The organism is Desulfogranum mediterraneum DSM 13871 (assembly GCF_000429965.1).
GTDB classification, from domain to species: Bacteria; Desulfobacterota; Desulfobulbia; order Desulfobulbales; family Desulfobulbaceae; genus Desulfogranum; species Desulfogranum mediterraneum.
Map to the genome: position 1 here is coordinate 47,788 of NZ_AUCW01000019.1, position 19,665 is coordinate 67,452.

The following is a 19,665-nucleotide window of genomic DNA, read 5'->3' on the forward strand; positions in this document are numbered from 1 at the left end:
TTATTTCAGCTGATAAAAAATGGAGCGCAGGTGCCGTTTGGGAGTAAATCGTGGGCTGACCCCGGTGAGCGACTCGGTGGACCCGATGAGCAGGTAGCCGTCCGGCTCAAGGGTCTGGGCCAGGCGGTTGAAGAGTTTTTTCCGGTCTTCCAGGGTAAAATAGATGGCCACATTCCGACAGAGGATGATATCAAATTTGCCCATGCCGACCAGGGGCATCATCAGGTTGATTTTACGAAAGTTGGCCATGGACCTGATCTGGTCCTTGATCTTCCAGTTACCGCCGGAGGGGGTAAAGTATCTGCTGAGTTTATCCTTACTCAGGCCTCGTTCAATCTCAAACTTGTTGTACTTGCCGCTACTGGCCTGGGCAACGGCAGCGTCGGAGATATCGGTACCCAAGAGGGTGATGGAATATTTGGAGAGATCACCAAGCAGTTCCTGGAGGACAATGGCCACCGAATAGAGCTCCTGGCCAGTGGAACAGGCGGCGCTCCAGACTCGCAGCCGTGTCTTCAGGACAGGGCTTTTGGCAGCGCGGGCATCGATGAGTTCAGGGAAAATTTTATGTTTGAGCAGCTCAAACGGACCGGAATCTCTAAAGAAGAGGGTTTCGTTGGTGGAGATGGCGTCAATGATTTTGCGCTCGATCTTTTTAGAAGCCTCTGCCCTGGCCTTGCGACAGAGGTCATGGTAACTGGAGCAGCTGTACTCCTCAACCACAGCGTGAAGACGTGTTTCCAGGAGATATTTTTTGGTCGCATCCAGGTGAATACCGGATACATCATAGATGTAAGAGGTAATCAACTTGATCTCGTTGGGGGTGATTTTCAGCATCCAGTGTCTACAGTCTAGGGTTTGATTCTACCTGATTCTGGTCCACGGCTCAGGACCAGCTCCGCTACAGTGGTCTTCTCAGCAAGTGCTCCTCATTTTATTGATTTGACAATCTCTGCAGCTATCTTGTCCAACGGAACCACCCTGTCGACCAGTCCCAACTCGGCAGGAGCTTTGGGCATACCATAGACAACACAAGAGTTTTGATTTTGTCCAATGATAAATGCCCCTTTTTGTTTTAGGACCTGGAGGCCGGAGGTCCCGTCAGAGCCCATGCCGGTCATGATCACGGCGGTGGTCCTGCCCACGTAGTAATCGGCCACCGAACGAAAGAGGTAATCTGCGGAGGGCCTGCAGGAGTTTTCCGGAGGATCATTGGTGAGTCTGATCAGACGGTTTAAGCCATCGGCAGAGGCGACCAGCTTCATCTGTTTGCCGCCAGGGGCGATATAGGCCACGTTGGCCTGGATGGCCTCACCGTTTTCCGCCTCCTTGACCCTGAGCGCGCACTTGGCATTGAGGCTGTTGGCCAGGGAGCGGGTAAAGACCGGCGGCATGTGTTGAACGATGACCAGCGGCACGCCCAGGTCCGCCGGAAGCATGGGCATCATCCGGGCCAGGGCATTGGGACCACCCGTGGAGATGCCGATGGTAACGATTTCTGATTTTCCCTGGTGGAGGCTTGCTCCCCTGCCGGCGGCGGCGCCTGCTGTCCGTCGCTGCGGGCCGTTGGCTGGTCTCGGGCGAACAGGTGCTGTCGGCCGGAGTTTGGTTCCATTTTTCCCCATGGAACCAACGGTGGTTCGGCCGGTCATAAAGGCCTTGATCAGGGGGGCAAGGTGGGCGCGGAGGTGTTTCTTGCTCTCGCTGATATTGGTTGTGCTCGGCTTGAGGATGAAGTCATAGGCGCCAAGTTCCAGAGCCTTCATGGTCATGTCTCCGCCTTCGCTGGTCAGGGTGGAGACCATGATGGCGGAGACATCAGGGGCGTGTTGGCGCAGGTAATCCAAGACTTCGATGCCGTTCATCTCCGGCATCTCGATGTCCAGGGTGAGCAGATCCGGTTTAAGGCTTTTGATCTTGGAGACGGCAATCTTGCCGTTATGGGCTACGCCGACTACCTCGACTCCCGGGATCTCTCCCAGGATATCAGAGACTGCCTTGCGGTAGACGATGGTATCATCGACGACCAGTGTTCGAATTTTTTTCAACATGGGGAAAGGGACTCGGCTAAACGATTAGAGGGTGACCTGAATAGTTGGCCTGGGTATCGCTCTCGACACAGGCAGATTCGACCATGGCTGTACTCTTCTGGTCTTCAAGCGCCTCTATACGCGGTTGATGTTTTCGGAGCTCATCTTCAGTACAGCCTGGATATCCAGAATACCGATCAGCTTGTTATCCGTCTTATAGACCCCGGTGAAATAGCCACCCTGGATACCGTTCATGTTGGCGGGCGCAGACTCGATCTTATCGGGATCAGCCATGACCACATCGCTGATCCTTTTAACCAGCAGGCCTATATGTTCACTCGGGGCGTTGACTATGATATTACGGGGATCAAGCCCAAGGTCTGTTGAGCCCAGGCCGAGTTTTTTGCCCAGATCGATGATGGTGACAATCTGGCCGCGGAGATTAAGAATCCCAATCACGTAATCCGGGGCCTGGGGGACCTTGGTCATCTCCATCAACTTATTGATCTCCTGCACCTTGAGGATATCCATGCCGCAGAGGGCGTCGCCGACATAAAAGGTGGCAAGTTCAATAATATTTTTGTTGGCTTGAGTGGATGTTGTCATCGTCTGTCTCCGGAAAACTTTGAAAATCAAGGGTGGAAATTTGGATCTTATCGGCGCTTCCCTTCAGTCACCAGGAACCGCTGCGCTGAGGCTCTGGGCGGTCAGGAAAAATTGGCATAGGGGTTGTGCAGGATAGCTGGCAGGGGGTCGGAACCCGATCCCTGCCAGATCGCTGATCCGTGCCTTCAGGCGAGGCTGCACTCTTTGGCATATTTATGAACACTCTTCATCAGCCGTTCCTTGTCCAGCTTGATGTGGTACTCATCCACACCCACGGACTTGCCCCGGGCGATATCTTCGTCGGCGGCCAGGGTGGTCAGGGCTATCACCGGCAGGTGGGCGTATTCGGGGTTATTCTTGATCTTTTCGGTCAGCTCAAAGCCGTCCATGTTGGGCATCTCAATGTCGGTAACCACCATGGTTATCTCACTGATATTTTCCTCCAGGACCTGGAGGGCTTCCAAGCCGTCTTCGGCCTCCAGGACCTGGAAACCAGCCTCCTCCATATAGCCTTTTACCTGGTTGCGGAAAAAATTGGAATCTTCAACAATCAGGATTGTGGGCGCGACTTCTTCATCCTCAAAGGAGCCGCTCGCTGTAAGCTCTTCAAACCACTGGGGATTAATGGTTTGAACGATTTCAAAGATATCAACCAGCATGGTGGTTTTTTCACCGATAATGGAGGAACCCATGATCCCGGTCTGTTTGAGGGTGACGTCATCGATGTCTGAGGAGATCTCGATGGCATCGATGGGGCCGGTGGCCAGCAGGCCGACATCCCTGCCAGCCAGATGAAAGACGATGACCAGCAGGTTCTCCTGGATATCCATCGGCTGAACCATGGCCACCTCATCGATGCTGACCAGGGGCAGGGTGCCGCCCCTATACTGCATGACCCGGCGACCGCCGACATCCTCGACGTCATCCTGCTTGATTTTCTCCACCCGCTCCACCTGATTGAGGGGCACCCCAAAGAATTCGGTGGGGGCGCTGGAAAAGGTGAGCAGGGCCTGCTTGTCCCTGGTCTTGGTGATGGCATCTTTCGCTGCATCGGCGAGTTCAGCGGCTCGCTCTGAGCCCTCAAGGGAGGTCAAACCGGCCATGCCGGCGATACTGCTCACATCCAGGATCAGGGCGATTCGACCGTCACCCATGATGGTGGCGCCGGCATAGCCCTGACACTGTTGGAGATGTCGTCCCAGGGGCTTGATGACGATCTCCTCTGAATCCTGGAGTTGGTCGACGATCAGCCCGTATTTCATGGCTCCGGTGGAGACCACCACGATATTCATGGCACTGGCTACACTCTGTCGGCGATCCCCCTTGCGGGGCTGTTCCTGCTGCTTCCTGGCCGCCTCGGCCTCCTCCTGCTCTTCTTGATCGGTCTTGAGGGGGGTGCTCTTTGACCTGCGGTCTGCGACATTTTCCCGACGGTCCAGCCGAGTCTCCTCGCTGACCGGGTCAAAGTAGGTCCGCTCGATCTCAAAAACATCTGCCATCCGAATCAGGGGCAAGAGGTTGCCGCGCAGGCGGACGACTTCGGCATCTCCGACGCGTTCAATCCGTTCTTTGATCCTTGAGGCCGGGATGCGGAGCAGCTCTTCCAGGTTCACCTGGGGTATGGCATAACGTTCACCGCCGGTCATGATGATCTGGCAGGGAATAATTGCCAGGGTCAGAGGCAGTTTAATGGAGATGGTCGAGCCCTTGCCCACCTCGGAATCAATCTCGATGGATCCGCCTAACTGATCAAGGTTGGTCTTGACCACATCCATGCCCACCCCGCGTCCGGAGACATCGGTGACCTGTTCGGCCGTGGAAAAACCGGGCAGGAGGATCAGGTTGATCCGCTCCTTCTCCGACAGCACGTTGGCCTGTTCTTGGGTGATCAAACCCTTCTTGATGGCAGTCTCGGCCAGGGCGTCGCCGTCGATTCCTTTACCATCGTCACTGATCTCGATAACGACCTGGCCGGCTGCATGATAGGCCTTGAGAACGATCAGGCCCCGGGCATCCTTACCCTTCTTTACCCGATCGGCTGGACGTTCTACTCCGTGGTCCACGGAGTTGCGGACCAGGTGGGTCAGGGGGTCGTTAATGGCTTCGATGATGGTCTTGTCCAACTCAACATCCTTACCAACAATGGTCAGATCCATCTGTTTGTCCAGCTTCTTGGACAGATCCCTGACCACCCGGGGAAATTTATTGAAGACATTGCCGATGGGCTGCATTCTGGTCAACATGATCGCTTCCTGGAGTTCGGAGGTGACCAGGTCGATGCGTTGTCCCACGGCCTCTGCATTGCGGCCATCTCCGGAGGAGATGGTCTGGAGGAGTTGGTTCCTGGAGAGGACCAGTTCTCCGGCCAGGTTCATCAGCTGATCCAGCAGGCTGACCGTGACCCGGATGGAGGTGTCCTGTTTGGTGACAGGCACTGCTGCCTGCTTGCTCGGCTTTTTTTGGGCTTTCTCCTGCTGGGGAAGCGGGGCTGGTTCCGGCAGAGCTTCGGCAACTGGGTCGGCCTGCGGTTCCGGTATCGGTTCCGGTTCGACCTCAGCCACGGGTTCAGGCTTAATCAGCTCCTCATCCAGGTAGAAGGGAGCAGCCTCCTGGGGCGGGCTCTCTGCCTCTACTGTCCCCTCTTCGATCGGGGCCGGCTCATCGGCTGCTGCCTCAGCAACAGGCTGGTCGCCACCAGGGGCTGGTTCGCCCTGTTCGAAGATGAGATTTAAGGCACTTACATGGCTGTTGATGTCCACACTGTTGCTGTTGCCGGTATCCTCGATCAGTTGCTGGAGCTGATCAGATGCCAGTAAGAGGGTGTTGACAATCTCAGGTGTGGGTGTCAGTTTTTCAGCTCGAATCAGGCCAAGGACGTTTTCTGCAGCATGGGCCAGGTCCTGGATGACCGTCAGTCCCATGAATCCGGCGCCGCCCTTGATGGAATGGGCCGCTCGGAATACCTTGTTGACCAGCTCAACATCAATATCTGCTCCCCGCTCCTCTATGGCCAGGAGGTCATTTTCGATATCTGCAAGATGCTCCAGTGACTCTTCAATAAAACCTTGCAAAATTTCGTCATCTTCAAAAGACATATCCTGTTCTCCTACAATGTATCATCTGCCTGTGGGGTCAGTTCTGTTGTTGAACTAACATTTAAGCTGTTAAAATAAATACTTACTTTCGATGCTCTTCGACGTTCGGTCGATTTTTGGCCATCCTGAGGCCTTGCGCCCCGGGCAATTTCTGGGGCTATACTCGCTATAGACTATAAGGCCTCATTCATTGCACATCTATCGGCCTGTGGCATCTTTGTTTCCAGGCCTGGGACCCGCAGGCCGCAGATCCCGAAGATGCCAGCTGATGCTTTACCGTACCCAATATCCTTATATTGTACGTTTCCATGGTCCGTTGTACAGCTTTTTCTCTCTTTTTCCTGAGTCAGCACAGGGGGGAGCGCCTGCTGATGCTTTAAAAGAGCCCTATAATCGAGAAAAAGGGGCATCGCCCTGGATCCTCCCGGCTCTCCCCTGTCCCACCATGATCCACCAAGACCAAACCTGCTCAGCGCCGATGGCAGGGAACCTCGACCGAGGAGGGATGGTATCGGAGAGAACCACGCGGATGTTTCACCCCCGAGGAGTTTTTGGCATCACTGGCTGGAGTATCGGAAAAAGAGGCCGCCTTCGATGCTGCCGACGTCTGGGGGAGGGGAGGGCAGGAGGGAGACCTGAGCCTCTGAAAAAAATGAGGATGGGCCTGCTCAGGGGGAGGGGACCGGTGGATCCAGGAATCCTGAAGTCGCGACCTCCCTGTTCCTGAGAAGGGCAAGGAGCCTGGGCAGAACGAGCTGCTGCTCAGTTGCCGATGGCGTGCAGTTTTACAGTATAGGTGATGGCCTTGTCAGCAAGGGGGTGGTTATAGTCAATGGTGACGGTGTCGTTATTGATACCCAGAACCGTAGCCGGCACCTGTTGCTCCTGGCCATCTTTTTCCACGGAAAGCGAGAGGATCATTCCGGGTTTGGGCTGGACTTTATTACCGAAGTTTGCCAGGGGCACCTCGTGGACCAGGCTTTTGTAGTAGCGACCAAAGGCATCTTCCGGGAGAATTCGGACGGTCTTGCTCTCTCCAGGCTCCATCCCAAGGAGCGATGCCTCTACGGCCTGCAGGATCCTGCCAGAGCCGATGGCCAGCGCGATGGGCTTGTTCTCAGGAACGCTCTCTACGGCCTCTCCAGAGTCCAGGGTTGCTGTATAACTGACTAAAATTTGATCTGTGAGCTGCACTGGGCACATGTACTTTTCCTTGATGATCGGATTTGAGGGCCACCTGAATCCCTGCTGACTTGTCCGCTCCCGGCCTTGTGTTTGAAGTCTATCCTCGGAATATCCAAAGGATACCTGGGGTATTCTTCTCGCAGTCCTTAAGCCGGTCCAGGATGACGCACTCTTCAAGATAGCCCTGGGGTGGATACTTTTGGCCCTATGATAAACATCCTGCCATGATTTGACAATAGTTGGATCAGTGGTTGCCGTGTCCGGAACTTGGCCGCAACTTGCTCTTGAGGGCTTGACAAAGTCGGCTGGAACGCATACAAGTCCAAGGCCTGAGATGGCTTCAGGTGCGCAGGGGTCTAGGCAAAAGAAGATAGACTAAACATACTTGCCGCTCAATCCCGGTGGCTCGCGGCCAAAAGTATCCTCCATGCCCTCCTGAACTCCCACCTAACCAGCTCCGGGCAAGTGTCCAGTACCGTCTTTGACCATCTTTACCCAGGGCCGGGTCTGTGCCGGCGATAGGGCCGGTACGGTATCGTGGGCCTTGAACCGGGGGAAGCTCAGGCCTGAACCGGCCGTGATCGGCTCGGCAGGGGGAGAAATCCGGGTGATGAAGAGACATCGGCCTTACGGTCGGTGGGAATACAACCAAGACCGAAAAAATGATTGAACTGGATTTTAGCAAAGACAAAAATGGATTGCTGCCTGCTGTGGTCCAAGACCATGCCACCGGCCAGGTACTGATGCTGGCCTATATTAACGAGCTTGCCTGGCAAAAGACCCTTGAAACCGGCAAGGCCCACTACTGGAGCCGCAGTCGGAACGCACTGTGGTTGAAGGGGGAGTCCTCCGGGCACGTGCAGCTGATCAAGGAGATTCTGGTGGACTGTGACCAGGATACCGTGGTGTTCCAGGTGGAACAACTCGGTGGCGCAGCCTGTCATAAGGGCTACCATAGCTGCTTTTTCCGAAAGGTGGCTGGCGAACAGCTGGTAATTCACGGGAAGCTGGTTTTTGATCCCGAAGAGGTATATGGAAAAAAATAAGACCCTGACCGCTATCATGGGGTCAGGAAGAGGGTATAGATTATGAGCGTTTTAAAGTTGGGGATTCCCAAGGGTAGCCTGGAGAAGGCCACCATCGAGCTGTTTGAAAAATCAGGCTGGCAGATCAAACTCATGTCCAGGAACTACTTTCCGGAGGTGGATGACCCGGAGCTGTCCTGCTCCATCTGTCGCCCCCAGGAGATGTCCCGCTACGTTGAATCGGGTATGCTGGATGCCGGAATTACCGGTAAAGACTGGACCATGGAAAATGAGTCCGATGTTGAGGTGGTTGCCGACCTGGTCTACTCCAAGGTCAGCAAGAAGCCGACCCGTTGGGTCATCGCTGTCCCCGGCAACTCAGAGATTACCACGGTGGAGCAGCTCAACGGTAAGCGGATCTCCACCGAGCTGGTTAATGTGACCCGACGTTTTTTTGCAGAAAAGGGCATGGACGTGGATATCTCCTTTTCCTGGGGAGCCACCGAGGCCAAGGCGGTTTCCGGGCTTGCCGATGCCATTGTTGAGGTCACAGAGACCGAGTCGACGATCAGGGCCCATGGACTGAGGGTGATCCATGAACTGATGGAGTCCAATGTCCAGCTCGTGGCGAACAAGGCCGCGCTCCAGGATCCCTGGAAACGGGAAAAGATTGAAAATATCATCCTCCTGCTCCAGGGCGCCCTGCGGGCCGATCGGATTGTTGGCCTGAAGATGAACGTTCCCCAGGACAGCGTTGACACCATCATTGCCCTGTTGCCCAGCCTCAACGCCCCCACCGTGGCCAAGCTCTATAAACAGGACTGGTTCTCGGTGGAGACCGTGATTTCGGAGCATCAGGTCAGAGATCTGGTGCCGCAACTGAAAAGAGCCGGTGCTGAAGGGATCATCGAGTATACCCTGAACAAGGTTATCTGATCCTCTTTATCTGCTCAAAGCATCCAGAAGCGTATGTCACAGCCCCTAAATCTCCAGAAGGTCGAGTTTTTACTCTCGGCCTTCAGTTCCAAACAGCTGCCCGATGAGATCTATCCGGAGATAGCCTTTGCCGGCAGATCCAATGTGGGCAAATCCAGCCTGATGAACAGGGTGCTCGGTCGTTCCAACCTGGTCAAAACCAGCTCCAAGCCGGGTAAGACCCAGAGTCTCAACTACTTCAGCGTGGATGAACGACTCTATCTGGTGGATCTGCCCGGCTATGGCTTTGCCCGGGTGTCCAAAAAGGTCCGCAACCAGTGGCAGGACCTGATCTCCAGTTACCTGGAAAACAGGGAACGGCTGGCACTGGTGGTCGTTATCGTTGACCTGCGCCACGAGGCCAAGGAACTGGACCGTGAGTTGATCAACTGGTTACGCTATCACCGGCGCCCCTACCACCTGGTCTACACCAAGGCGGACAAGTTGACCCGTAACAGGCAGAATCAGCATGCCGCAGCCCTTGATCGGGGCCTGGAGATCCAGGCCGACCAGCGGTTGATCTTTTCCGCCAAGACCGGTCAGGGGGTAGATGGAGTGCGCCAGCTGCTCTTTGATTATCTTCACCAAGGTTGAGAGCAGGGGCTGAATCGTCCCCTCTTGAGTTACGCGCCCGGAGTTCGCTGCCGGGCGCGTCTTTGCCTTCTTCCCCTTACTGGTCTGACTTGAGTACGGCCAGGAAGGCTCGCTGGGGGATCTCCACATTGCCCACGGTCTTCATCCGCTTCTTGCCGGCCTTCTGCTTTTCCAAGAGCTTTCGTTTCCTTGAGATATCACCACCATAACACTTGGCTGTAACGTCTTTGCGCAGGGCAGAGATGTTTTTTCTGGCAACGATGCCGCCGCCTATGGCTGCCTGGATGGCGATCTTGAACATCTGTCTGGGGATCTCTTCGCTGAGTCGCTCACAGGCGTTCAGGCCCCGTTCCCTGGCCTTGGTGCGATGGGTGAGCTGGGAGAGGGCATCGACCTGGTCTCCGTTGACCAGGATGTCGAGTTTGACCAGGTCACTGGTGCGGTAGTCCAGGAGCTCGTAATCAAAGGAGCCGTAGCCCTGGGTAACGGATTTGAGGCGGTCATAAAAGTCGTAAATCGCCTCGGCCAGCGGCAACTCGCAGGTGAACTCGATTCGACCGGGCATGGGGTAGTGATAGTTGGTGTTTTCTCCGCGCCGTTCCATGCATAGGGTCATTACCGCCCCCATATAGCGTTCCGGGATGTGGATGGTGGCCTTGATAAAAGGCTCTTCGATCCGATCGATGGAGCCGGGATCCGGGAAGTAGGCCGGATTGTCGATCTCCACCTTGGTCTTGTCCTGGAGATAGAAGTAATACTTTACCGTGGGAACGGTGAGAATCAGGGAGATGTCAAACTCGCGTTCCAGTCGTTCCTGAACCACCTCCAGGTGGAGCAGGCCCAAAAATCCACAACGGAATCCAAATCCCAGGGCCGCCGAAGAGTCCTTCTGGTAGGTCAGGGCCGCATCGTTGAGCTTCAGTTTTTCCAGGGCAGTAGCCAGATCCTCGTAATCCTCGGTGGAGATGGGGTAGATCGAGGAAAAGACCACCTGTTGTATCTCGCGAAACCCTGGCAGCGGGGAGGAACAGGGGCTCTCTTTTAAGGTGATGGTGTCGCCTGGTCGGGTGTCGGAGACGGTTTTTACCCCGGCGATGATATAGCCGACCTCGCCGGCAGAGAGTGACTTGGTCTTGGTGCGTTTCAGACCAAAGACGCCCAACTCCTCTACCCGGTATTCGGCCAGGTTGGACATGAATTGGATCTGATCGCCGCTCTTGATGGTGCCATTGATGATCCGCACAGAGATAATCGTACCCCTATAGGGGTCATAGTTGGCATCAAAGACCAGGGCCTGAAGAGGCTGGTCAGTCTCTCCCTCGGGTGCAGGCAGATACTCGACAATAGCCTCCAGCAGCTCCATAACCCCTTCACCGGTTTTTGCAGAACAGCGCTGGATCGATTCTCCGTCCAGGCCCAGATCCTCCTCGATCTGGGCGGCTACCTTTTCCGGCTCTGCCGCAGGCAGGTCGATCTTGTTGATCACCGGAATGATCTCCAGGTCGTTCTCCATGGCCAGGTAGAGGTTGGCCAGGGTCTGGGCCTCGATCCCCTGGGCGGCATCGATCAGGAGCAGGGCGCCTTCGCAGGAGGCCAGGGCCCTGGACACTTCGTAGCTGAAGTCGACGTGACCGGGGGTATCCACCAGGTTGAGGGTATAGGTATTGCCGTCTTTGGAGGTGAACGGCAGGCAGATCGTCTGTGATTTAATGGTGATGCCCCGCTCACGCTCAATGTCCATGTTGTCCAGGAGCTGATCCTTGAATTCCCGGTCAGTGACCATGTTGCACAGCTGGATAATCCGGTCGGCAAGGGTGGACTTGCCGTGGTCGATGTGAGCTATGATGCTAAAGTTTCGTATCTTGTTCATAGGATGATTGTCTGGTGGAGGTGAAAGTGCATCTTAGGCGGCGCGTATGAATAGCATAGTTCAGGTGAAAAAAAAACTCTTCCGCGAATAGTTGCTATATAAAGTGAAAAAAAAGACAGAATGGAGTATGATATTCATAACCATGATTCACAGTATTGCTTTCTGATTCCTCTTTTTTTAAAAGATCCCATCGTACTGTTGAGCTTATCTCTCCCCGGCAGGAGACACAACAGGCGGTTGAGAATTACCTCTTCAGCGCACTGCGCCCATTTTTTTTATTATCCACAACACGGTCTCTTTATATGACGCAATCACGCGATACCGGCAGGCTTGATCCCAACAGTGCCCAACATCACCCTCTGGTGGTGAGCTCCAACGAGGAGAATCTGCCGGCCCTGAGCAACCCTGCTCTGCACAGATATCTGCAGGAGATCAGCCAGTATGAGCTACTCAGCCGGGAAGAGACCGATGAGCTGGCCATCCGCTTTCAGGAAACCGGTGATCCGGATGCCGCCTATCGCCTGGTTTCTTCCAATCTGCGCCTGGTGGTCAAGGTGGCCATGGATTTTCAGAAGTACTGGATGCAGAACTTCATGGATCTGATTCAGGAGGGCAATGTCGGTCTGGTCCAGGCCACCAAAAAATTCGACCCCTATCGAGGGGTCAAATTTTCCTACTACGCCGCCTACTGGATCAGGGCCTATATCCTTAAGTTTATCATGGATAACTGGAGATTGGTTAAGATCGGCACCACCCAGGCCCAGCGAAAACTCTTTTTCAGCCTCAATAAAGAGAAGAAACTGCTTGAAGCACAAGGCTTTAAGCCGGAGGTAAAACTTCTCGCCGAACGCCTCAACGTCAAGGAAAGTGAGGTGATCGAGATGGGGCAGCGGATGGATAACTGGGATGTATCCCTGGAAGCACCGGTCCGCAGCGACTCAGAGGACGAGCAGAAGAGCTTTCTGCCCCACGAAGGCCCAGGCATCGAAGAGATTGTTGCCAGTCATGAGATGCGGGAGCGTTTGATGGAGGTGTTGGCAGGCCTCAATCCGCACCTCAATGAAAAGGAACAGGTCATCCTCAGCAGTCGGTTGTTGAGCGACGAGCCCAAGACCCTGCAGACCATAGCCGATGAATTTCACATTTCCCGTGAACGGGTGCGGCAGATAGAGGCAAATCTTTTAAAAAAGCTGCGCAAACAGCTGGAAAAGGAGATGCCTGACATCCATGATTTTTTCAGCGGTGACAGTACCATCTTTGCCCAGCGACCCCTCAAGGAAACGTCCTAACTCATTTTTTCATCTCTTTCTTTTACCCCATTTTATTTCTAATGAATGTACCTTTACTTGATCTGAAGCCCCAGTTGGAGCCGCTTCGCCGGGAAATTATCGACTCTGTTACCCAGGTTATTGATTCAACCGGATACATCCTCGGGCCTGCGGTCCAGAAGTTTGAAGAGGAGGTGGCCGCATACACCGGCAGCCGCCATGGAGTCGGCGTCTCCAGCGGTACAGATGCACTGTTGGCCTCCCTGATGTCTTTGGATATCGGGGCAGGTGATTACGTCCTGACCACCCCATACACCTTCTTTGCCACCATGGGCACCATTCTCCGAACCGGAGCCCTGCCCCTGTTTGCAGATGTGGAACCAGGTACTCTTAACCTGGATCCGATCCAGGCCGAAGAGGTCCTGGAGCAGGCCTTGAAACGAGGGCAGCGGGTCAAGGCGATCCTGCCGGTGCACCTCTACGGCCAATGTGCCGACATGGAGCGACTGTTGGCCTTGGCGAGGCGCTATGAGCTGCCCGTGATTGAGGACGCGGCACAGGCCATTGGCGCAGAGTACCCCTTTGAAGTGGATGGCAGGGTGGATTGGCGAAAAGCCGGATCCATGGGGATTGCAGGCTGTTTCTCTTTCTTCCCCTCCAAAAATCTGGGCGGCATCGGTGACGGCGGCATGATCACCAGTTCGGATGATGACTATGCCGACATCCTGCGCTACAACCGCAATCACGGTGCTGAACCCAAGTATTACCATGCCAGGATTGGGGGTAATTTTCGGCTTGATGCGATCCAGGCCGCGGTCCTGTCCGTGAAGTTACGGCACCTCGAGTCCTGGCACGCGGCCAGGCGGGCCAATGCCGCTACCTACCGCCTTCTCTTCAAGGAGGCGGGCCTGGTTGGCCAGCCGGTGGAGTTGCCGTCAGCAGCCTTCAGTCAGGTGGCAGGTGCCGACGAGCACAACTACCACATCTACAACCAGTTTGTCATCCATGTGCCGCGGCGGGACCAACTCCGCGAGCACCTCATCACTCATGGGGTGGGTTGTGAGATCTACTATCCCCTCTGTCTCCATCAGCAGGAGTGTGTCAGCTCCCTGGAAGAGGTGAGCCGTCAGTCTTTCCCTGTGGCTGAACAGGCCGCTGCCTCGTCGCTGGCCTTGCCGATCTACCCGGAGCTTAACCCGGAGCAGCTGGCCTATGTTGTAGAAACCATTGCTGGCTTTTTTCGGTAACAGTAAGAGCGAGTACTTTCCTGATGGACCGAATCTCTCCAGGCTCCCTGTTGGCAGCCATAGCCCTGGTGCTGCTCCTCCACTATCCGGGGACGGCGGCTGCAGAATCCCCTGGAGAAGATCCGGACAGTCGGCTCAAGCTGGTTCCTGAGCGTGATATCGCCTATGCAGCTCAGCAGGAACCCGCCTGGAAAACCTCATGGGATGAGGCCAGGGAGTGCTCCCGTCAGGGAAGCTATGATCAGGCCATGGCCGGCTACGAGCTCCTGTTGGCAGCCAAGCCGAATCTGGATGCGGCTCGCTGGGAATACTGCTCGATCCTGCTTCATCTCAAACACTGGGAAGAGGCAGATCGTCAACTCAATATCCTGCTGGCAAACGGCCCGAACAAGGTCGCCTATCGTGCTGCCCAGGCAATGATCGCTCTGCATACCGGCAACCTGCAGCAGGCGACCAGTCTCTACGAACAGCTCTACCTAGAGCATCCCCAAGGGGATGCAGGGCTCAAGGCGCTGGAAGGGTTGACCCGATCCCTGCTCGCTCAATCCAGATGGCTGGCAGCCCTACCCCTGGTTGAAGATCTGGTGGGGCATCAGCCAGAGCAGCCGAGCGCCCTTCGTCTGGCCTTTATCACCTATGCACACCTGGACAAACAACAGGCCGCAAGAGAGATTGCGGCCCAGGTCTATAACAACTTTTCCAGGGACCCGGAGGTGCTGGCCCTCTGCGCTCAGCTGGCGGAGCGGCAACAGTTGCCCGGCGCTGCTGCTGGCTACTGGCAGGAGCTGATCGGGGTCGATCCAGTTAATCTGGCTGCCAACCAGGCCCTGGTGGGCTATTACCGTTCCGCCGATAACCCGATGATGGAACTCCGCCACCTGGAGCTGCTGTCTGCCCAGAATCAGCTCAGCTTTGACCAGGCCCTGCGACGAGGCCGACTCTATCTTCTCACCGGCAGAACAGACAGAGCCCTGGAGGTCTGTGATACTCTGTTGGAGCGCTACCCGGAACAAACAGAGGTCGTTATCCTGCGCAGGGAGGTCCTGGTCGTGCTGGCAAGCGATCTGTTGGTCCTGGTCGAAAACAGGGGCAGTGCGCTGCTCTGGGAAGATCTTCTTCAGGTGACGAACCAGCGGCTGGAGATCTATGCCATCATGGCAGAGCTCCTCCGTAATCAGCACAAGATGCATGAACTGGCCGATGTCCTCCTGGCCATGGCTAAAGAGGTTTCGGCCGACGATCCTGTGCTTGAAGAGTTGAAGGACTTGCTCCGGGCACAGGGAAGATATCATGAACTGGGTACGTTACAGGGCAGCACATCCAGCCGGACAGCTGAAGGTCTGAACTAAAGATAGATTGAAAAATGAGATTCGAATTATTTATCCTGCCCGGGGCAGGGTATGAGCAGTCCTTGGCGAGAGGGGACGACGCCACTTAATGGTGTCAGTCCCCGATGAAGGCCCTGGGCATAAAAATTGAACCGGGAGGGCGGCAACAGCAGCCTGCTGACTCGGTTTATTCATTAAGTATTACCTATGTAGAGGAAGAAGGAATGGTTGAACGGATACCAATGTCCAAAGCAGGAAATCAGCGGTTGCGGGAAGAACTGGAGCAACTGGAACGAGTTGATCGTTTTGAGGTGGTGAGAGCCATCGAAGTGGCCAGGGAACACGGCGACTTGAAAGAGAACGCAGAGTACCATGCAGCCAAGGAACGGCAGAGTATGATTGAAGGCCGGATCATGGAACTGAAGGACAAACTGGGCCGGGCAGAGGTCATCGACTGTTCCAAGGTCTCCATTGATCGAGCCGTCTTCGGTACCGTGATCACCCTCATGGATATGGATAGCGATGAAAGCGTAACCTACCAGTTGCTTGGTCCGGAGGAGGCTGATGTCAAGAAAGGGTCCATCTCGGTACTCTCCCCCTTGGGAAGGTCCATGCTCGGCAAGGAGATCGGTGATGAGGTGCGGGCCAAAACCCCAGGTGGAGTGCGCGAGTTTGAGGTAATGGAGATTGCCAGCGGCACCATCGCCTAGGATTGTAACCTTCCGTAGGCCTGGCCTGTTAGAACAGAGTTGAAACCTGTGGTCGTCCTCGGCATGAGATTTCGGCAACAGGGCTGTGGGGGGGTGTTTATGGCTCGGAGCTGAGCCTAAGTTGCCCTGGATCAAAAGCCTTCATCGGGAGAATTCAAGGCTCGGCTGATCAGTAGCAGGGTAAAAAAGTGCCCCCGCCTTCAGGCAGCGAATAGGGTCTGCCAAAGGCGGGGGCACCAGGAATTGGAGGCGGTTGACCCTTAAAGAGGAACAAGCGGTGAACAGGAAACGGCTACTCAGGCTGGCCCATGACTCCCTGTTGAAAGATGGAGGTCAACTGGGCGCTCACCTCCTCCACGGTGAAATCCTGATCTATATCGTTGCTTGGCCCCCAGATACGGGAGATCTCGTCCAGGGAACCAAAGATGATCTGTTTTGCCAGGTCAGGGACAATATCGTTGCGAAAGACCTTCTTTTCCTGCCCCTCGATGATGATGGACGAGAGAATGTTCAGGTACTGGCTGAAGTTGTTTTTTCGGTATTCGCGGATGAGCTTGTTGGTTTGGCGAAGTTCAATATGGATCACTTCTGCCAGGTTTCTATTTTTCTTCATCTCCTCCAGATGTTTGGTGATGAAGATCTCCAGCTTTACCTTGGGATCATCCTCCTTGTTCAGCAATAGCGTGATCTGTCCGATCAGTTTTCCTATTTCCTGCTCAAAGACCGAGATGAGAATATCAAACTTATTTTTGAAGTAGAGATATATAGTGCCATCAGCCACCTTGGCCTCTTTGGCGATATCTGAGATCCGGGCATTGAAAAAACCTTTTTTGGCAAAGACTTTCGTGGCTGCACGAATAATTTTCCGATGCTTGTCAATAGATTTCATTTATATGTATAAACAGGAAGTTGCTGAGAAAAATGAATGAGCCCTCATTCTGAGCCTAACAGCATCCATGCTATAGTGTCAAGAAAAATGCCGGAAGATCCCGTTGAAAAAGGGGGTCTGGCCTCCAGGGCAGAGCAGGGTCTTGGCAAAGCTTTATATTTTTACTGGACGTATGTGGTAACTTTTTATTACTAATGGGGAAAAATGGCTGAACGCCATGTTTTTCCGCTGTTGACCGGCCACTGGTCGAGCTGATCAATTCCCGCGTCTCCTGATCAGCAATCCGGACGGTGTCTTCCAGGTACGGGAAAGCCCTGTCTCTAGCTCAACCATATGGGGGCATCTGAGCTCAGGGGGTGCATGGACGAAATACACCGTTGCAATCATTGGATTGAGAAGACGCTATTAACACACCTTATCTGTAGGGGAGAGTAACGAATGAAAATTTTGGTAATCGGTAGTGGTGGTCGAGAACACGCCATGGTCTGGAAGTTGAAGCAGTCACCCCGGGTGAGTACGATCTACTGTGCCCCTGGTAATGCCGGTATCGCCAAAATGGCGACCTGTCTTGATATCGCTGCAGATGATATCGAACAGCTGGTTGCCTTCGCAGAAAAGGAAGCCGTGGATCTGACCGTCGTCGGCCCAGAAGACCCTCTGACCCTTGGTATCGTCGATCTGTTTGAAGAGAAGGGGTTGCGTATTTTCGGCCCTGGCAGGGGAGCTGCCGAGTTGGAGGCCAGCAAGGCCTTTTCTAAAGATTTCTTAAAGAAATACAATATCCCCAGTGCCTCCTACAAGGTGTTCAGTAAGGCGGGGCAGGCCAAGAAGTATATCGACAAAATCGGGGCGCCCTGTGTGGTCAAGGCCGATGGTCTGGCTGCAGGTAAAGGGGTGATCATTGCCGAAACCACTGCCAAGGCCAAGCAATCGGTGGATGCGATCATGAAGGATAAGCTCTTCGGGCGGGCCGGCAACCGGGTCGTGGTGGAGGCCTTTCTTCGTGGGGAAGAGGCCTCGTTTATTGCCTTCACCGATGGTAAAACCGTGCTGCCCCTGCCTTCGTCACAGGATCACAAGGCGGCCTTTGAAGGAGACAAGGGGCCGAATACCGGAGGCATGGGCGCCTACTCGCCTGCTCCCATCCTGGATGATCATATGACCATGCGGGTGATGAATGAGATCATGCTGCCCACCGTACGTGGTATGGCGGAAGAGGGACGGCCCTACAGGGGGATGCTCTACGCCGGTTTGATGATCGAGGGCAAGGAGATCAATGTCCTGGAATTTAACTGTCGCTTTGGCGATCCTGAGTGTCAACCCCTGTTGATGCGCCTCAAGAGTGATTTGGTTGAGGTGATGGAGCACTGCATCGATGGCACCCTGGCTGAGATTGAACTGGATATCGACCCCAGACCTACGGTCTGTGTGGTCATGGCCTCAGAGGGGTATCCCGGGAGTTACACCACAGGTAAGGCCATCACCGGCCTGATCAAAAGTTCAAAGATTCGCGATGTCGAAGTCTTTCATGCCGGTACGACGCTGGCCAACAGGCGTACGGTAACCAACGGGGGGCGGGTCTTGGGGGTCACCGCCATTGGCCAGAATATTGAAAAGGCCATTGACCTGGCCTACCAGGCTGTCGATGAAATCCAGTGGTCTGGAGCCTATTACAGGCGAGATATCGGCCATAAGGCCCTGCGAAGATTGCGCCAGAATGAGGGCCCTTCTGTTGGTATTCTGATGGGGAGTGACTCGGATCTGCCGGTGATGGAGGCCGCGGTCGAGGTCTTGAAATCCTTTGAGATCAGCTGTGAGGTGCGGATCGCCTCTGCCCACAGAACGCCGGCCATGGCCATGGAGTACGCCCAGACTGCCCAGGAACGAGGATTGAAACTGATCATCGCCGGCGCTGGAATGGCTGCCCACCTCGCCGGGGTCCTGGCCGCCCATACCACCCTGCCCGTTATCGGGGTGCCCCTGGATGCCTCCCCCTTAAACGGAATGGATGCCCTGCTGGCCACAGTCCAGATGCCTCCCGGTATTCCGGTGGCCACCATGGGCATAGGTAAGGCAGGAGCGAAAAATGCCGGGGTCCTGGCCGCGCGCATCCTCGGGGTCAGCGATGAGAGGATCCGGGCCAAGTTGGAACAGTATGCCCGGGATATGGAAGCCCAGGTGATGGAAAAAAATCGCCAGATCAGGGTGTGAAGGAGCTGCTCAAGGTCAATCCCGCGGCCATTGGCCGGGCTGTAGCGGTCTTACGAGACGGTGGGCTGGTGGCCTATCCCACGGAAACCTACTACGGCCTTGGGGCTGATCCTTTTAATCAAGCAGCCCTGGATAAACTCTATCGGCTGAAAAATCGGGACCAACAGCTGCCCATCCTGGTGGTCGTTGCCGGCAGCATGGCCTGTCAGCGGTTGACGGAAGGCCCTCTGCCGGCCGATTTTCACCGTCTGGCTGCCAGGTTTTGGCCCGGCCCGCTTACCCTGGTCTGTACGGCCCACCGCCAACTGCCCCAGACACTCACCGGCTCCACCGGCACCATCGGGATGCGTCACTCCTCACATCCGGTTGCTCAGCAGCTGACCGAGGCCTTTGGCGGGCCTGTCACGGCCACCAGCGCGAACATTTCCGGGCTGCCTGCGGCCACCACGGCCCAGCAGGTAGCGGCGGTGTTCAGCCAAGGACTTGACCTGATTCTGGATGGCGGGCCCACGCCCGGGCTCAAGGGGTCGACTCTTATAGGCTGCGGCCATGAGCGGCTGGAGTACCTCCGCGAAGGAGTGATTCCCTTTGCAACCATTGACAAGGCAATGCAGGAAGATAAGCCTTAAACC

Annotated in this window: 16 protein-coding genes; 9 read left to right on the forward strand and 7 right to left on the reverse strand. The window is 55.2% G+C overall.

Annotated features, from left to right (window positions below; genetic code table 11):
* The 5 genes from G494_RS0110285 to G494_RS0110310 form a co-directional block, all read right to left on the reverse strand.
* Positions 1–837: a CheR family methyltransferase gene (locus tag G494_RS0110285; protein WP_028584477.1), complete on the reverse strand. Its 837-nt coding sequence runs from the start codon at positions 835–837 to the stop codon at positions 1–3.
* A gap of 92 nt (positions 838–929) precedes the next feature.
* Complete coding sequence (locus tag G494_RS0110290) at positions 930–2,051, reverse strand: protein-glutamate methylesterase/protein-glutamine glutaminase (protein ID WP_035246145.1); 1,122 nt, start codon at positions 2,049–2,051, stop codon at positions 930–932.
* Positions 2,052–2,165: 114 nt separating this feature from the next.
* Positions 2,166–2,636 (reverse strand): chemotaxis protein CheW, encoded by a 471-nt coding sequence (locus G494_RS0110295; protein WP_028584479.1) that lies wholly within the window; start codon positions 2,634–2,636, stop codon positions 2,166–2,168.
* A 185-nt stretch (positions 2,637–2,821) separates the two neighbouring features.
* Positions 2,822–5,731: a hybrid sensor histidine kinase/response regulator gene (locus tag G494_RS0110300; RefSeq protein WP_028584480.1), complete on the reverse strand. Its 2,910-nt coding sequence runs from the start codon at positions 5,729–5,731 to the stop codon at positions 2,822–2,824.
* A 762-nt stretch (positions 5,732–6,493) separates the two neighbouring features.
* Positions 6,494–6,934, reverse strand: a complete 441-nt coding sequence (locus G494_RS0110310) for an FKBP-type peptidyl-prolyl cis-trans isomerase (protein WP_028584482.1) — start codon at positions 6,932–6,934, stop codon at positions 6,494–6,496.
* Positions 6,935–7,536: 602 nt separating this feature from the next.
* Between G494_RS0110310 and hisI the strand changes: the two genes are divergently transcribed.
* From hisI to yihA, 3 genes are read left to right on the forward strand one after another with little or no spacing between them, the layout of a single operon-like run.
* Positions 7,537–7,962 (forward strand): phosphoribosyl-AMP cyclohydrolase, encoded by a 426-nt coding sequence (gene hisI / locus G494_RS0110315; protein ID WP_269746572.1) that lies wholly within the window; start codon positions 7,537–7,539, stop codon positions 7,960–7,962.
* Positions 7,963–8,004: 42 nt separating this feature from the next.
* Positions 8,005–8,877 (forward strand): ATP phosphoribosyltransferase, encoded by an 873-nt coding sequence (hisG, locus tag G494_RS0110320; protein WP_028584484.1) that lies wholly within the window; start codon positions 8,005–8,007, stop codon positions 8,875–8,877.
* Between the two features lie 33 nt (positions 8,878–8,910).
* The gene (gene yihA / locus G494_RS0110325; protein ID WP_028584485.1) at positions 8,911–9,510 is read left to right on the forward strand and encodes a ribosome biogenesis GTP-binding protein YihA/YsxC; all 600 of its coding nucleotides are present in this window, start codon (positions 8,911–8,913) and stop codon (positions 9,508–9,510) included.
* Positions 9,511–9,586: 76 nt separating this feature from the next.
* Here the strand turns inward: yihA and lepA are convergent, their stop codons facing one another.
* The gene (gene lepA / locus G494_RS0110330) at positions 9,587–11,380 is read right to left on the reverse strand and encodes a translation elongation factor 4 (RefSeq protein ID WP_028584486.1); all 1,794 of its coding nucleotides are present in this window, start codon (positions 11,378–11,380) and stop codon (positions 9,587–9,589) included.
* A gap of 302 nt (positions 11,381–11,682) precedes the next feature.
* Between lepA and G494_RS0110335 the strand changes: the two genes are divergently transcribed.
* The 4 genes from G494_RS0110335 to greA all read left to right on the forward strand — a co-directional run bounded on the left by G494_RS0110335 (position 11,683) and on the right by greA (position 15,933).
* Positions 11,683–12,669: a sigma-70 family RNA polymerase sigma factor gene (locus tag G494_RS0110335; RefSeq protein WP_028584487.1), complete on the forward strand. Its 987-nt coding sequence runs from the start codon at positions 11,683–11,685 to the stop codon at positions 12,667–12,669.
* A gap of 41 nt (positions 12,670–12,710) precedes the next feature.
* Positions 12,711–13,895 (forward strand): DegT/DnrJ/EryC1/StrS family aminotransferase, encoded by a 1,185-nt coding sequence (locus tag G494_RS0110340; protein WP_028584488.1) that lies wholly within the window; start codon positions 12,711–12,713, stop codon positions 13,893–13,895.
* A 23-nt stretch (positions 13,896–13,918) separates the two neighbouring features.
* Complete coding sequence (locus G494_RS0110345) at positions 13,919–15,244, forward strand: tetratricopeptide repeat protein (protein WP_028584489.1); 1,326 nt, start codon at positions 13,919–13,921, stop codon at positions 15,242–15,244.
* Positions 15,245–15,447: 203 nt separating this feature from the next.
* Positions 15,448–15,933, forward strand: a complete 486-nt coding sequence (greA, locus tag G494_RS0110350) for a transcription elongation factor GreA (protein ID WP_028584490.1) — start codon at positions 15,448–15,450, stop codon at positions 15,931–15,933.
* A 292-nt stretch (positions 15,934–16,225) separates the two neighbouring features.
* Here greA and G494_RS0110355 read toward each other — a convergent pair whose 3' ends face one another.
* Positions 16,226–16,822, reverse strand: coding sequence for a TetR/AcrR family transcriptional regulator (locus G494_RS0110355; protein WP_028584491.1), 597 nt, complete (start codon positions 16,820–16,822; stop codon positions 16,226–16,228).
* 438 nt (positions 16,823–17,260) lie between these two features.
* Here G494_RS0110355 and purD point away from each other — a divergent pair, with 438 nt between their 5' ends.
* Together purD and G494_RS22835 are read left to right on the forward strand one after the other, a co-directional pair.
* Positions 17,261–19,033, forward strand: a complete 1,773-nt coding sequence (gene purD, locus G494_RS0110360; RefSeq protein WP_028584492.1) for a phosphoribosylamine--glycine ligase — start codon at positions 17,261–17,263, stop codon at positions 19,031–19,033.
* The gene (locus G494_RS22835; RefSeq protein ID WP_035246149.1) at positions 19,030–19,662 is read left to right on the forward strand and encodes an L-threonylcarbamoyladenylate synthase; all 633 of its coding nucleotides are present in this window, start codon (positions 19,030–19,032) and stop codon (positions 19,660–19,662) included. Before purD ends, G494_RS22835 begins: the two co-directional genes overlap by 4 nt.
* Positions 19,663–19,665 lie beyond the last annotated feature (3 nt).